General features: G+C 71.2%; 13 protein-coding genes. 6 read left to right on the top strand and 7 right to left on the bottom strand.

Annotation, left to right across the window (positions count from 1 at the left end):
- The gene (locus ACFPFQ_RS04265; RefSeq protein WP_379614945.1) at window positions 1-780 is read right to left on the bottom strand and encodes an MlaE family ABC transporter permease; all 780 of its coding nucleotides are present in this window, start codon (window positions 778-780) and stop codon (window positions 1-3) included.
- A 13-nt stretch (window positions 781-793) separates the two neighbouring features.
- On the bottom strand, window positions 794-1,969 hold the full coding sequence (locus ACFPFQ_RS04260; protein ID WP_379614943.1) for an ABC transporter ATP-binding protein: 1,176 nt from the start codon (window positions 1,967-1,969) through the stop codon (window positions 794-796).
- Between the two features lie 445 nt (window positions 1,970-2,414).
- Between ACFPFQ_RS04260 and ACFPFQ_RS04255 the strand changes: the two genes are divergently transcribed.
- On the top strand, window positions 2,415-3,020 hold the full coding sequence (locus ACFPFQ_RS04255) for an ATP-dependent Clp protease proteolytic subunit (protein ID WP_379614941.1): 606 nt from the start codon (window positions 2,415-2,417) through the stop codon (window positions 3,018-3,020).
- Window positions 3,021-3,032: 12 nt separating this feature from the next.
- Window positions 3,033-3,602 carry an ATP-dependent Clp protease proteolytic subunit gene (locus tag ACFPFQ_RS04250; RefSeq protein WP_379614940.1) on the top strand — a complete coding sequence of 190 codons (570 nt, stop codon included), beginning with the start codon at window positions 3,033-3,035 and terminating at the stop codon, window positions 3,600-3,602.
- A 61-nt stretch (window positions 3,603-3,663) separates the two neighbouring features.
- On the opposite strand, the gene ACFPFQ_RS04245 is transcribed toward ACFPFQ_RS04250, so the two are convergent.
- The 3 genes from ACFPFQ_RS04245 to ACFPFQ_RS04235 all read right to left on the bottom strand — a co-directional run bounded on the left by ACFPFQ_RS04245 (window position 3,664) and on the right by ACFPFQ_RS04235 (window position 7,267).
- Window positions 3,664-4,647, bottom strand: coding sequence for a R2-like ligand-binding oxidase (locus tag ACFPFQ_RS04245; protein ID WP_379614938.1), 984 nt, complete (start codon window positions 4,645-4,647; stop codon window positions 3,664-3,666).
- A gap of 22 nt (window positions 4,648-4,669) precedes the next feature.
- Window positions 4,670-5,776 (bottom strand): NDMA-dependent alcohol dehydrogenase, encoded by a 1,107-nt coding sequence (locus ACFPFQ_RS04240; protein ID WP_379614936.1) that lies wholly within the window; start codon window positions 5,774-5,776, stop codon window positions 4,670-4,672.
- Between the two features lie 183 nt (window positions 5,777-5,959).
- A complete protein-coding gene (locus ACFPFQ_RS04235) occupies window positions 5,960-7,267 on the bottom strand; it encodes a sensor histidine kinase (protein ID WP_379614934.1) in 1,308 nt (435 codons plus the stop codon).
- Window positions 7,268-7,307: 40 nt separating this feature from the next.
- Between ACFPFQ_RS04235 and ACFPFQ_RS04230 the strand changes: the two genes are divergently transcribed.
- The 4 genes from ACFPFQ_RS04230 to ACFPFQ_RS04215 all read left to right on the top strand — a co-directional run bounded on the left by ACFPFQ_RS04230 (window position 7,308) and on the right by ACFPFQ_RS04215 (window position 11,419).
- Complete coding sequence (locus tag ACFPFQ_RS04230) at window positions 7,308-7,970, top strand: response regulator (RefSeq protein WP_379614932.1); 663 nt, start codon at window positions 7,308-7,310, stop codon at window positions 7,968-7,970.
- 147 nt (window positions 7,971-8,117) lie between these two features.
- Window positions 8,118-8,528, top strand: coding sequence for a sterol carrier protein (locus ACFPFQ_RS04225; protein ID WP_379614930.1), 411 nt, complete (start codon window positions 8,118-8,120; stop codon window positions 8,526-8,528).
- A 257-nt stretch (window positions 8,529-8,785) separates the two neighbouring features.
- Complete coding sequence (locus tag ACFPFQ_RS04220; protein WP_379614929.1) at window positions 8,786-10,270, top strand: PLP-dependent aminotransferase family protein; 1,485 nt, start codon at window positions 8,786-8,788, stop codon at window positions 10,268-10,270.
- A gap of 51 nt (window positions 10,271-10,321) precedes the next feature.
- The gene (locus tag ACFPFQ_RS04215) at window positions 10,322-11,419 is read left to right on the top strand and encodes a CaiB/BaiF CoA transferase family protein (RefSeq protein WP_379614927.1); all 1,098 of its coding nucleotides are present in this window, start codon (window positions 10,322-10,324) and stop codon (window positions 11,417-11,419) included.
- 68 nt (window positions 11,420-11,487) lie between these two features.
- Here the strand turns inward: ACFPFQ_RS04215 and rplA are convergent, their stop codons facing one another.
- Window positions 11,488-12,210 (bottom strand): 50S ribosomal protein L1, encoded by a 723-nt coding sequence (gene rplA, locus ACFPFQ_RS04210; RefSeq protein WP_379614925.1) that lies wholly within the window; start codon window positions 12,208-12,210, stop codon window positions 11,488-11,490.
- 94 nt (window positions 12,211-12,304) lie between these two features.
- Window positions 12,305-12,739: a 50S ribosomal protein L11 gene (rplK, locus tag ACFPFQ_RS04205; RefSeq protein ID WP_379614923.1), complete on the bottom strand. Its 435-nt coding sequence runs from the start codon at window positions 12,737-12,739 to the stop codon at window positions 12,305-12,307.
- Window positions 12,740-12,768 lie beyond the last annotated feature (29 nt).

The raw sequence follows: 12,768 nt of genomic DNA, 5'->3' as shown, positions 1-12,768 counted from the left end.
TCAGAACCCCTTCGGCGGGACGAGCTCGAGGTACACGGCCGTGAGCACCAGGTTGATCATGAAGACCAGCACGAACGAGATGACGACCGACTGGTTCACCGCGTCGCCGACGCCCTTCGGACCGGGCGGCGGGTTGAGCCCGCGGTAGGCGGCGACGATGCCGGCGCTGAAGCCGAACAACGCCGCCTTGAACTCGCTCACGAGGATGTCGGACACCTGGGCGATCGAGGAGAAGCTCGCGATGTAGGCGCCCGGCGTGCCGCCCTGGACGATCACGTTGAAGAAGTAGCCACCGCCGACACCGACCACGGTGGCCAGCCCGTTGAGGACGATCGCCGTGGTGACCATCGCCAGCACCCGCGGCACGACGAGCCGCTGGATCGGCGAGATGCCCAGCACCTCCATGGCCGCGATCTCCTCGCGGATGGTGCGCGCACCGAGGTCGGCGCACACGGCGCTGCCGCCCGCGCCGGAGATCAGCAGCGCGGTGACGATGGGCGCGGCCTGCTGGACGATCGCCAGCACGCTGCCGGCGCCGGTCTGGCTCTGCGCGCCGAACTGCCGCGTCAGGTCCGACAGCAGCAGCGCGATGGTGGCGCCGAACGGGATGGTGAACAGCGCCGTGGGCAGCGCGGACACCTTCGTCACGAACCAGGTCTGCTCGATGTACTCGCGGATCTGGAACGGCGGCTTGAACGTCGCCTTGACGACGTCGATGCCGAGGCCGAAGAGCCGGCCGACCGGTGTCAGTGCGCGGGTCACGATCGTGGGGGAGCTCACGATGTCGTCCGCCTCAGGGCCTGTTGGGCCGGTGTCGACCGGGACCGTCGGGCGGCGGTGCGCCGCCGGGGCGCGAGGTCGGTCCCGACCCCGGACCGCCGCCGCCGTAGCCGGGATCGAAGAAGTCCTGGGGCGGGCCGGCGTAGGAGCCTTGCGGCCCGGGACCCTGCGGGGCCGCGTACGGCGAGACCCGCGTGGGTGCACCCGCTCCGACGCGCACGGGCTCGTTGGCGTAACTGGTGCGGATGGCTTCCTGCGCCGCCTGCGGCAGCGTGTGCATCATCTGCATCACCCGCTCGCGGCGACGACGCACCGCCTGCCGCTCCGGCATCCCGGGGCTGGTCTCCAGCTGGGGCTTGAGCGGCGGCAGTCCCTCGAGCTCGCCGTCCATCTCGGCCATCTCGCGGGCGGCCTGCGCGGTGTCCTTCTCCTCCGACATGCCGATCGGGCCCTGGCGGCGGCCGTTGAGGAACTGCGACACCACCGGGTCGTCGCTGGTGAGCAGCACCTCGCGCGGCCCGAACATCGCCAGGTGCTTGCGGTAGAGCATCCCGATGTTGTCGGGCACCGTCTGCGCCGTGTTGATGTCGTGCGTGACGATCAGGAACGTCGAGTCGGTCATCGCGTTCAGATCGATGATCAGCTGGTTCAGGTACGCGGTGCGCACCGGGTCCAGGCCGGAGTCCGGCTCGTCGAACAGGATGATCTCGGGATCGAGCACCAGTGCCCTGGCCAGGCCGGCGCGCTTGCGCATGCCACCGGAGATCTCACCGGGGAGCTTCTTCTCGTCGCCTGCGAGACCGACCATGTCCATCTTCTCGGCGACGATGTCCCTGATCTGCGCCTCGGACTTCTTCGTGTGCTCGCGGAGCGGGAACGCGATGTTGTCGTAGAGGTTCATCGACCCGAACAGCGCGCCGTCCTGGAACAGCACCCCGAACAGCTTGCGCAGCTCGTAGAGCCGCGACTCGGAGCACTTCACCAGGTCCGTGTCGTGGATGAAGATCGAGCCCTGCTCCGGCTTGAGCAACCCGATCAACGTCTTGAGGAACACCGACTTGCCCGTGCCGGACGGGCCGAGCAGCACCGAGACCTCGCCCGGCGGCAGCGTCAGCGTCACGTCCGACCAGATGTTGGCGCGGCCGAAGGACTTCGACAGCCCCTCGACGCGGACCTCGACCCCCGTCATGACACCACCGTCGCGACCTTGACCCCGGCGGAACCCGTTTCCGTCGTACGCACGGCCACGCACGCCTCCCTCGTTGGATCGGAGCTCGTCGGCGCGGTAGCAGGGAGCAGGCGGCCGACTGCCCACAACCGCCCAACGAGGCCGGGTGGCTTGGGTTACTGACGAGTTAGAGCGGCAGCGCAAGTTGCTCCGATCGGACTGTTACCCGTAGTCCAGAAGAGGGACACCATCGTGCGTGAAGTCGATGACCAGGTCCGATGCGCCCGATTCGAGGAACACCCTTTCGGGTCAGTCCGCACGGAAGTGGTGGGGTCCACAACGGCCACCCGCGGGCCGTGTTCGCTCTCGGTGGAAGATCCGCCGCCAGCGAAAGCGGGCCGTCACAACACCGCTTCGCCCCTAGCGTCGAGGCCGGAAGGCAACCCCCACCGGAAGGAGCACCACCGTGGGAGCCACGACCCGGGCCCGGTACGTCCTGCCGTCGTTCACCGAGCGCACGAGCTTCGGCGAGCAGGAGACCAACCCCTACAGCAAGCTGTTCGCGGGCCGGATCGTCTTCCTCGGCACGCCGATCGACGACGCCGCCGCCAACGACGTGCTGGCCCAGCTGATCTGCCTGGAGTCGATGCAGCCCGACCGCCCGATCTCGCTCTACATCAACTCCCCCGGCGGATCACTCACGGCGATGGCCGCCATCTACGACACGATGCAGTACATCCGCTGTGAGCTGCACACGTTCTGCCTGGGCCAGGCGTCCTCCGCAGCGGCGGTCCTGCTCGCGGCGGGAGCCCCCGGCAGGCGGTCGATCGTGCCGAACGCGCGGGTGCTGCTGCACCAGCCCGAGGTCGGCGGCTTCCAGGGCCAGGTGTCGGACCTGGAGATCCAGGCCGGGGAGGTGTCGCGCCTGCGCAGCACGTTCGAGGCGACGATCGCCCACCACACCGGACGACGCGCGGAGCAGGTCCGCACGGACATCGAACGCGAGCTCGTCCTCGACGCGAAGCAGGCCGTGGCCTACGGGCTGGTCGACGCGATCATCGACAGGCACTGAAGGGGAACGACCATGACCGGATCAGCGCTCACCCTCGACGACTCCGTGTTCGAACGCCTGCTGCGCGAACGCATCATCGTGCTCGGGCAGGAGGTGGACGACCCCGTCGCCAACCGGATCGTCGCCCAACTGCTCCTGCTGGCAGCGGAGGACCCGGCGGCCGACATCACGCTCTACATCAACTCGCCGGGCGGATCCGTGACAGCAGGCCTGGCGATCTACGACACCATGGCCGCGATCGAGCCCGACATCTCCACGGTCGCCACCGGGCTGGCCGCGTCGATGGGCCAGTTCCTGCTCACGGGCGGCACCCCGGGCAAGCGGTTCGCCCTGCCGCACGCGGAGATCATGATGCACCAGGTGTCGAGCGGCTTCGGTGGTGCGGAGTCCGACATCGTGATCCGCGCCGACATGCTGCGCAGGCTCAAGCGGCAGATCGCCGAGCTGACCGCGGAGCACGCGGGTCAGAGCGTCGAGACGGTCATCGCCGACGCCGACCGCGACCGCTGGTTCACCCCGGCCGCCGCCGTCGAGTACGGCCTGATCGACCGCGTGATCAGCCGGGCGACGCCTGCCGCGTGACGAGCGAACGGCCCGTTCGTCCACTCGGGATGGACGAACGGGCCGCTCGCTCGGGTGCGAGTCAGCTCGCGGCACCGGCCATCGCGGCCTGGTCCTCCACGTAGAACTTCTCCTCGAGCACGTCCGGGGAGGCGTCCATGTCGATGGCCTGCACGTCGGCGCCGCGGGCGGACTCGATGGCGCCGATGCGGCGGCCCAGCCGGTCGCCCGCGTAGGCCATCAGCTCGTTCTCCGGGATCTCGAACGGACGCTCGCGCCCCTCGAAGTGGTCGTAGGAACCCTGCACGACGCCCATGGCCGCGGGCATCAGCTCCTGCATCCGGTCGGTGAAGACCTGCCACAGCCCGTCGTCGGCGGCGACGTGGCGGCGGCAGGTGAACGTGCCCCACGCCATGTGGCGGCGCTCGTCGTCACCGATGAACTTGATCACCTGCTGCAGGCCGGGCAGCAGGCCGCGGCTCGTGTAGGACCGCGCGACGCCGTAGTAGCCGGTGAGCGCGAGGGTGCCCTCGATGACGTGGTTGTACGTGGCCGACGCCCGGATCTGGTTGTGCGGCGACGGGTCGCTCTGCAGCGCGTAGAGGCTCTCGGGCAGCTCCTTGGTGAACAGGAGCATGTAGGACTCGTTGGTCTCGATGTAGTGGTGCAGGTCCTCCCGCACACCGACGGCGTCGAACCAGCGCCGGAACGCCTCGCAGTGCTTCGCCTCCTCGTAGACGAACTGCGTCAGGTACATCTCGTCGTTGAGCCTGCCCTCGGCTGCCATCGCCGCGACGAAGGGCTGCAGGTCCTGCGTCACCGACTCCTCCCCCGCCATGAACTGCGCGAGGAACGAGCAGGTGGCCCACTTCTCGTCGTCGGTCATCGCGGCGTAGTCGCGGGCGTCCTGGGTGAAGTCGATGTCGGCCGGGTTCCAGTGCCGGGCGTTGCCCTTGGTGAACAGGCGCATCGGCAGCGAGTCGAAGTTGATGCCGGTGCTCGTCAGGCTCCCGAAGCCGGTGCGCTTGCCGTGCTCGATGACGCGTCTGGCCGGTGCGGTGGTCACGTCTCGCTCCTCGGTAGGTGTGTCAGTACCGGATGAGGCCGCGGATGTTGCGACCCTCGCGCATGTCCTCGTAGCCCTGGTTGATCTCCTCGAGCGCGTACTCCCGGGTGATCAGCTCGTCGAGCTTGAGCAGGCCGAGGTTGTAGAGCTCGAGCAGCCGCGGCACGTCGAACTGGCCGTTCGAGCTGCCGAACAGGGCGCCCCTGATCTGCTTCTCGTAGAGCGTCAGCTCCATGAGCGACAGTGCCGCCTGGTCCTGGTCCGGGTGCCCGAGCGCCGTGACGACCACGCGGCCGCGCTTGCCGACCAGCTGCAGCGCGGGCTGCAGGTGCTCGCCCTCGATGACGCCGGGGGTGAGGATGGCCGCCTCCGCCATCTGCCCGCGGGTGAGCTCGGAGACCACGTTCCAGGCGTCGTCCATGCTGGCCGCGACGTGGGTGGCGCCCAGCTCGAGTGCCTTCGCCCGCTTGAACTCCAGCGGGTCGACGGCAACGACGTAGCGGCAGCCCGCGAGCTTCGCGCCCTGCACCGCGTTGGCACCGATGCCACCGATCCCGATCACCACGGCGGTGTCGCCCGCCCGCAGGTCGGCGGTGCGCACCGCGGAGCCGAAACCCGTGGTGACACCGCAGCCGACGAGCGCGGCCAGGTGCAGCGGGAAGCCCTCGTCGATCTTCACGACCGACTTGACCGGCACGACCGTGTGCTTGGCGAACGTGCCGAGCAGGCACATCTGGCCCACGTCCTCGCCGCGGGCGTGGAAGCGGTAGGTGCCGTCGAGCTGCGGGCCGAGGGTGGCGCCCGCACCGTCGTCGCACAGCGAGGTCCAGCCGCGCACGCAGTTGTTGCAGCGGCCGCACGAGGGCAGGAACGTCATGACGACGGGATCGCCGACCTCGACGTCCGTGACGCCCGGGCCGATCTCGAGCACGCGGCCGGCGCCCTCGTGGCCACCGATCATCGGGAACGAGATCGGGATGTCGCCGGTGACGAGGTGCTCGTCGGAGTGGCACAGGCCGCTGGCCGTGAGCTCCACCAGCACCTCACCGGGGCCCGGCGGGTCGAGCTCGACCTCCTCGACCTCCCACTTGCCGCCCAGCTCCCAGAGCACCGCTGCCGTGGTCTTCATGGGGCCAGCATGACGTGGATCACTGGGAGGCGCACCGGGCCGACCGGTCCCGGGATGGCCCGCGAGTGCCATGCCACCCGTCCAGGTGACCCTGCGCGACAGCCGTGCCGGGCCGCAGCATGGTGGCCATCCAAGCGTCAGATCGCAGGATGGCCACCATGCTGCGATCCGGGAGCTAGCGCCCTACCCCGCCGCAAGCGGCAGCCGCAGCCGCGCCACCAGCCCACCACCGGCGCGGGGCAGCAGGGCGAGCTCGCCGTCCATGGCCGTGACCAGCGCCTCGACGATCCACAGGCCGAGTCCCGAGGTGCCGCGCCGCTCCCCCAGCGCCACATCCTTCGCCGTGACGACACCCGCCTGGCCGGGTGGCAGCCCGGGGCCGCGGTCGCGCACCTCGGCCACCAGGTGCCCCTCGGCGTAGCGGAGATCGAGCTCGACGGGGGCGGTGCCGCTGTGCCGCGCGGCGTTCTCGACGAGGTTGGTGAGCACGCGGCGCAGCCGTTGCGGATCGCAGCGCACCGCGGCGTCCGGCGGGGAGATCCGCGGCTCGCGCCGCGCCGACTCCACCGCGGCCGCGTCGAGGACGGCGTCGGCGAGCTCGGCCAGCCGGACCGTGCGCTCCCGTACCCGGCCCAGCGGGCTGCCGTCCTGCACGGCGACGTCGGCGAGCCCGTCGAGCATGTCGCGCAGGTGCACGGCGTGCTCGGCCAGCAGCGCGACGGCCGTCGCTCGGGCGGGCTCGGACAGGCGGTCGGCGGCCAGGTCGGCGGTGAGGGCGGTGAGCGACGCCACGGGCGTGCGGAACTCGTGGAGCACCACGCGCACCCCGTCGAGCCGGGCCTGCTGCGCGGCGAGCAGGCGCGCCCGCAGATCGCGCTCCTCGAGGAACGCCTCGTGCTCGGCCAGCGCCCGGGCCCTGGCGACCGCGGCGTCGTCGAACTGGCGTTCCAGCATCCGCACGAGCACACCGACCAGTACGGCGGCCGCCAGCAGGAACCCCGTCCACCACAGCCCGGCCAGCCACGGTTCGGTCGCCGGGCTGCCGGGGGCGGCCCCCACGAGCGCAGCGGCTGTGAACCCGATGCCGATCGCGATCGCCGAGATCCGTCCGATCGCGACGCCGCCGCGGACCGAGGCCGCGATCACGACGAGCGGCAGCACCGCGACCATGATGCTGGCTGCCCCACCGGTCAGCGCGCAGGCCACGAGCGTGAGCACCGCGTCGATGGACGTGGTGATGCCCGGCGGGGCCAGCGGGCGGCCCTGCCACTCCGCCACAGCGAGCACGAGCGCGTAGACGAACGTCGCCGCCACCAGCACCGCCAGTGGCGTGGTCCCGCTGCGGGCCAGGTCCGGGCGCAGCAGGAGCGCGAGGGCGGTGGCCACCACGACCAGCAACCGGATGATCACGGCGATGCGTTCCTCGAACGAGCGCAGCCGGTCGTCGGCGGCACCGGGCACCGGGCGGTCCCAGTCGACGTTGATCCGCATGCGCACCAGTGTGCGCCCCCGCCCCCAGTAGGCTCCGCTCGTGCGGGACGGCCGGTACGTCGTGGTCATCGTGGACGACCACGCCCTGTTCTCGCAGGGGCTGGCGCTGCTGCTGGAGTCGCGGGCGGGCGACACCTTCGTCGTCGCGGGCTCCACCACGGCGGGCGAGGACGCCGTCGCGCTCGTCGGTCGCGAGTCGGCCGACATCGCGATCATCGACCTGGCGCTGCCCCCGCTCGGCGGTGTCGAGACGATCCGGCGGGTCGTGGCCGCCTACCCGGGCACCCGGGTGCTGGCGCTCTCGGGCACCGAGGACCTCGCGCTCGCCGCCGCGGCGCTGCGGGCCGGCGCCGCGGGTTTCCTCGGGAAGTCGGCCGACCCCGACGTGCTGGTGGCGCCGCTGCTGACGATCGCCGCCGGGGTACGGGTGGTGCGGGCCGACCTGCTCGACGCGCTGCTCGACGCGGGCGACCGCACCGGCGACGGGCTCGTCGAGCGGCTGGGCAGCCGCGAACTGCAACTGTGGGCGCTGCTGGCCCGCGGTCTGGAGACCAGCGAGATCGCCAAGCCGATGCTGGTGAGCGAGCGCACCGCGAAACGGATGATCGCCTCGCTGCTGCACAAGCTCGGGGCGGCCAACCGGATCGAGGCAGCCGCACTCGCCGGGCGCTACGGGCTGCTGGACCGCGACGGGCCGGGCTGAGGCCCGCCCCTGCACTCCCGCCCCGCAACGCGAGCCGGCGCTGGCCCACCCGGGCCGAGAGTGGCCCGATCGAGACGTCCCCCCGGCGGCCGGGATGCGCGAGACTGCCCCCGTCCGGTTCGGTGCCGGGGGAACAGGAGCGGCGACGTGGCGGCTTTCGCGGACGCGACCGAGGTCTACGAGTACCTGGGCGGGGTCTTCCGCCGCGGTATGGAGGACGCGGACCTGGTGGCGAAGCTGCAGCCATCCGGCGTCGTCCTGCGGATCACCTACACCCAGCCCGACGCCGTGCTCACCGTCGACATGCCCAACTCGGCGATCTACGAGGGCGCGGGTGAGGGCCCGGCCCCGAACGTCGAGCTGTTCATGACGGCCGACATGGGCAACCGGTTCTGGCTCGGCAAGGTCGTGCTGCCGATGGCCATGGCCAAGGGCCAGGTGCGGGCGAAGGGTCCCGTGCCGAAGCTGCTGAAGATGCTGCCGCTGGCCAAGCCGCTGTTCGGGCCCTACCGCGAGCACCTGACGGCCGCGGGACGCACCGATCTGCTCAACGCTTGAGCGGAGCGTCCGATCCCGACCAGCCGCCCGGCGGCTCGGGTTACAGCGTGCAGGTCACCGCGGAGCGTGGGCCGGTTCGACGGCGGCGGTGGTTCACCGAGCCACCGCCCCCGGCTGTCCACGCCGTAGCGCGGCGCGGCCAGCGCGACCGTGACCAGAACCGCGACAACGAACAGCCACAGTGGCATCTCCATGGCTCGAGCGTGCCTATGATTGGACTCCTGCAACATGTCCAATCCTAGGAAGGTGGCCCTCTCGTGGACCGCGACGACCTCGAGCGGCGGATGGGCGCCCGCAGCTTCGCCCGCCTGATGGGCGACTGGCGCCCGGCCTCCGGCGGTGGCCGCCTCGCCGAGGCCCTCGCCGACCGCGTCCGGCTGCTGGTGCTCGACGGGCGGCTGCCGCTGCAGACCAGGGTGCCGGCCGAGCGCGAGCTCGCCGTGGCGCTCGAGGTCAGCCGCACGACCGTGGCCGCGGCCTACGACACGTTGCGTGACGCCGGGGTATTGCGCAGCAGGCGCGGCGCAGGCAGCTGGACCCAACTGCCTGCCGAGCCGTCCGGCGGCGCGAGCTCGGCGCCGTACGCCCCGGTCGGGGACCTCTCGCTGTTCGATCTCGCCCACGCCGCTCCGTCGGCCCCGACGGAGCCGATGCGCGCCGCCGCAGCGGCCGCCGTCCACGACCTGGACGCCCACCTGGGGTTCCACGGCTACGACCTGCGCGGCCTGCTCCCGCTGCGCACCGCCATCGCCGAGCGCTGCACCGCGCGCGGCCTGCCCACCACCGTCGACCAGATCCTGGTCACGGCCGGTGCGCAGCACGCGATCGCGCTGGTGGTGCTGGCGCTGACCGGGCCGGGCGACCGCGTGGTCGTGGAGCATCCCAGCTATCCCAACGCGCTCGACGCGATCCGCGCCCACGGTGCCCGCGCCGTCCCGCTGCCCCTCGGGCCCGGCCCGGGGCGCACCTGGAGCTGGGACATGGACCTGCTCGCCGCCACCATCCGCGACGCCGCCCCGCGGCTGATGTACCTCATCCCCGACTTCCAGAACCCCACCGGCGCGGTGCTCGACGACGCCGGCCGCGAGCGCCTCGTCGAGCTGGCGCGGCGCACGAGCACGCCGCTCCTCGTCGACGAGACGATGTCGGAGGTGTCGCTGCGCGACGAACCGATCCGCCCGGTCGCCGCGTTCGGCGCCGCCGACTCCCCGCTCGTGCTGACGGTGGGCTCGGCGAGCAAGTCGTTCTGGGGCGGGCTGCGGGTCGGGTGGATCCGCACGTCGGCCCCGATGGTGCGCCGGCTCGCCGCTACCCGGGTGCAGATGGACCTCGGCAACCCGGTGCTCGAACAGCTCGTGGTCACGCGGCTGCTCGCCGACGCCACCGCCATCGCCGCCGCCCGTCGCATCGAGCTCACCGCCGCGCGCGATCACCTCCAGGACCGGATCGCCACGCTGTTCCCGGGTTGGGTGCCGACCCGTCCACAGGGCGGCATGAGCCTGTGGATCGAGCTCGGCGAAGCCGTCTCGAGCCGGCTGGCCTCCGCTGCGCGCCGCCACGATCTGCTGATCTCGGCCGGGCCGCGCTACGGCATCGACGGAGCGTTCGAGCGGTACCTGCGCCTGCCGTTCACACTGCGCACCGACCGCATGGACATGGCGCTCGAACGGCTGCTGACCACGTGGCGTGAGCTCGATCGCGTCGGCCCGCTGCAGGACATCGAGCCCGTTGCCGTCGCGTAGCATCCCCGGAACAGTCACTGCTGACCGTATCGACCACACGGAGGTACACCGGTGCCACGGAACGGACCACTTGCCGGGCTGAAGGTCGTGGAGCTCGCCGGGATCGGGCCGGGGCCGCACGCCGCGATGATCCTCGGTGATCTCGGCGCCGACGTCGTGCGCGTCGATCGGCCGTCCGGCGGGCTGAAGCTCGGATCCGACGACGTGCCCGACCCCACGCTGCGCGGGCGGCGCCGGGTGGCGGCCGACCTCAAGGACCCCGCGGGCAAGGAGACCGTGCTGCGGCTCGTCGAGCGCGCCGACATCCTCATCGAGGGCTACCGCCCGGGTGTTGCGGAGCGGCTGGGTGTCGGTCCCGCCGACTGCCACGCGCGCAACCCGCGGCTGGTCTACGGCCGGATGACGGGCTGGGGCCAGGACGGCCCGATGGCCCCCCGCGCCGGGCACGACATCAACTACATCTCGATGACGGGCGCGCTGCACGCGATCGGGCGGGCCGGTGAGCGGCCGGTGCCGCCGCTCAACCTCGTGGGCGACTTCGGTGGCGGCTCCATGCTGCTCGTCATCGGCGTGCTCGCGGCCTCCTGGGAGGCACAGCGCTCCGGGCAGGGCCAGGTCGTCGACGCCGCGATGGTCGACGGCGTGTCCATGCTGAGCCAGATGGTGTGGGGGCTGCTCTCGCAGAAGTTGTGGGTGGACGAGCCGGGCAGCAACCTGCTCGACGGCCACGCGCCGTTCTACGACACCTACGCCTGCTCCGACGGGGAGCACATGGCGGTGGGTTCGATCGAGCCGCAGTTCTACGCTGCGCTGCTGGCCGGCCTGGAGCTCACCGACGCCGACCTGCCCGCCCAGTTCGACCGCGACCGCTGGCCCGAGCTCAAGGCGCGGTTCACCGAGGTCTTCGCCTCCCGCAGCCGCGACGAGTGGACGGCCGTGTTCGCCGACACCGACGCCTGCGTGACACCGGTGCTCTCCTACGCCGAAGCGGCGCAGCACCCGCACATCGCGGCGCGCTCCACGATCGTCGAGTCCGACGGCGTCACCCAGGCCGCTCCGGCACCGCGGTTCTCCCGCACGGCACCCGAGGTGCACGGCAGGGCCGCCGACCCCGAGTCCGTCGATCAGGTGCTGGCCGACTGGGCCTGACCCCGGACGCGACAGCACCCCGCCGCCAGTGATGGCGACGGGGTGCTGTGGGGTGGCGCGGGCCTGGGTCAGACGGACGGGGTCTCGTCCACCAGGAGGTTGCGCGTGCGCAGCGGGTCGATCTGGATGCCGGGGCCCGTGGTCGTGGAGACAGTGACCTTCTTGAGGTACTTGCCCTTGGCCGCCGACGGCTTCGCACGCAGGATCTCGTCGAGCGCGGCGCCGTAGTTCTCCACCAGCTTCTCGGTGTCGAACGACGCCTTGCCGATGACGATGTGCAGGTTGGCCTGCTTGTCGACCCGGAAGTTGATCTTGCCGCCCTTGATCTCGTTGACGGCCTTCGTGACGTCCGGGGTGACCGTGCCGGTCTTGGGGTTCGGCATCAGGCCACGCGGGCCGAGGATGCGGGCGATCCGGCCGACCTTGGCCATCTGGTCCGGGGTGGCGATGGCGGCGTCGAAGTCGAGCCACCCGCCCTGGATACGCTCGATCAGGTCCTCGGCGCCCACGACGTCGGCGCCGGCGGCCTCAGCTTCCGCGGCCTTGTCACCGGTGGCGAACACGATCACTCGTGCCGTCTTGCCGGTGCCGTGAGGCAGGTTCACGGTGCCGCGGACCATCTGGTCCGCCTTGCGGGGATCCACACCGAGGCGCATGGCGACCTCGACGGTGGCGTCCATGTTGGCGCTGGAGGTCTGCTTCGCCAGACCTGCGGCCTCGAGCGGGGTGTAGAGGTGATCGACCTCGATCAGCTCTGCGGCCTTGCGGTACGCCTTGCTGCGCTGTGCCATTTCTCTGTCCTTCGTTGTTCAGGTCAGTTCGTGGTGCGAACCGATGCCGTAGCACCTGGAGAATCGGCTCTCCCACGCGTACGGGCTGAGTGGATCAGCCCTTGACGGTGATGCCCATCGACCGAGCAGTGCCGGCGATGATCTTCGCGGCCTGGTCGAGGTCGTTGGCGTTGAGGTCCTGCATCTTCACCTGGGCGATCGAACGCACCTGGTCCATGGTCACCGAGGCGACCTTGGTCTTGTGCGGCTCGCCGCTGCCCTTGTCCACACCGGCGGCCTTGAGCAGCAGGCGGGCGGCGGGCGGCGTCTTGAGCTCGAAGGTGAACGAGCGGTCCTCGAACACCGAGATCTCGACCGGCACGATGTCGCCACGCTGGGACTCGGTGGCGGCGTTGTACGCCTTGCAGAACTCCATGATGTTGACGCCGTGCTGACCGAGCGCGGGGCCGACGGGCGGTGCGGGAGTGGCCGCACCGGCCTTGATCTGGAGCTTGATGATCGCGGAGAGCTTCCGCTTCTTGGGAGGCATTTCGGTTTCCTGTCGTGGTTGAGCGCGCC

The organism is Pseudonocardia sp. GCM10023141, from assembly GCF_042653605.1.
This window is presented reverse-complemented; position numbering and strand designations above follow the sequence as displayed.

Excerpts from the sequence above, each read along its gene's own strand:
- ACFPFQ_RS04240 (WP_379614936.1), bottom strand. The coding sequence starts at position 5,776 with ATGAAGACCACGGCAGCGGTGCTCTGGGAGCTGGGCGGCAAGTGGGAG.
- ACFPFQ_RS04250 (WP_379614940.1), top strand. The coding sequence starts at position 3,033 with ATGACCGGATCAGCGCTCACCCTCGACGACTCCGTGTTCGAACGCCTG.
- ACFPFQ_RS04260 (WP_379614943.1), bottom strand. The coding sequence starts at position 1,969 with ATGACGGGGGTCGAGGTCCGCGTCGAGGGGCTGTCGAAGTCCTTCGGC.
- ACFPFQ_RS04235 (WP_379614934.1), bottom strand. The coding sequence starts at position 7,267 with ATGCGGATCAACGTCGACTGGGACCGCCCGGTGCCCGGTGCCGCCGAC.
- rplK (WP_379614923.1), bottom strand. The coding sequence starts at position 12,739 with ATGCCTCCCAAGAAGCGGAAGCTCTCCGCGATCATCAAGCTCCAGATC.
- rplA (WP_379614925.1), bottom strand. The coding sequence starts at position 12,210 with ATGGCACAGCGCAGCAAGGCGTACCGCAAGGCCGCAGAGCTGATCGAG.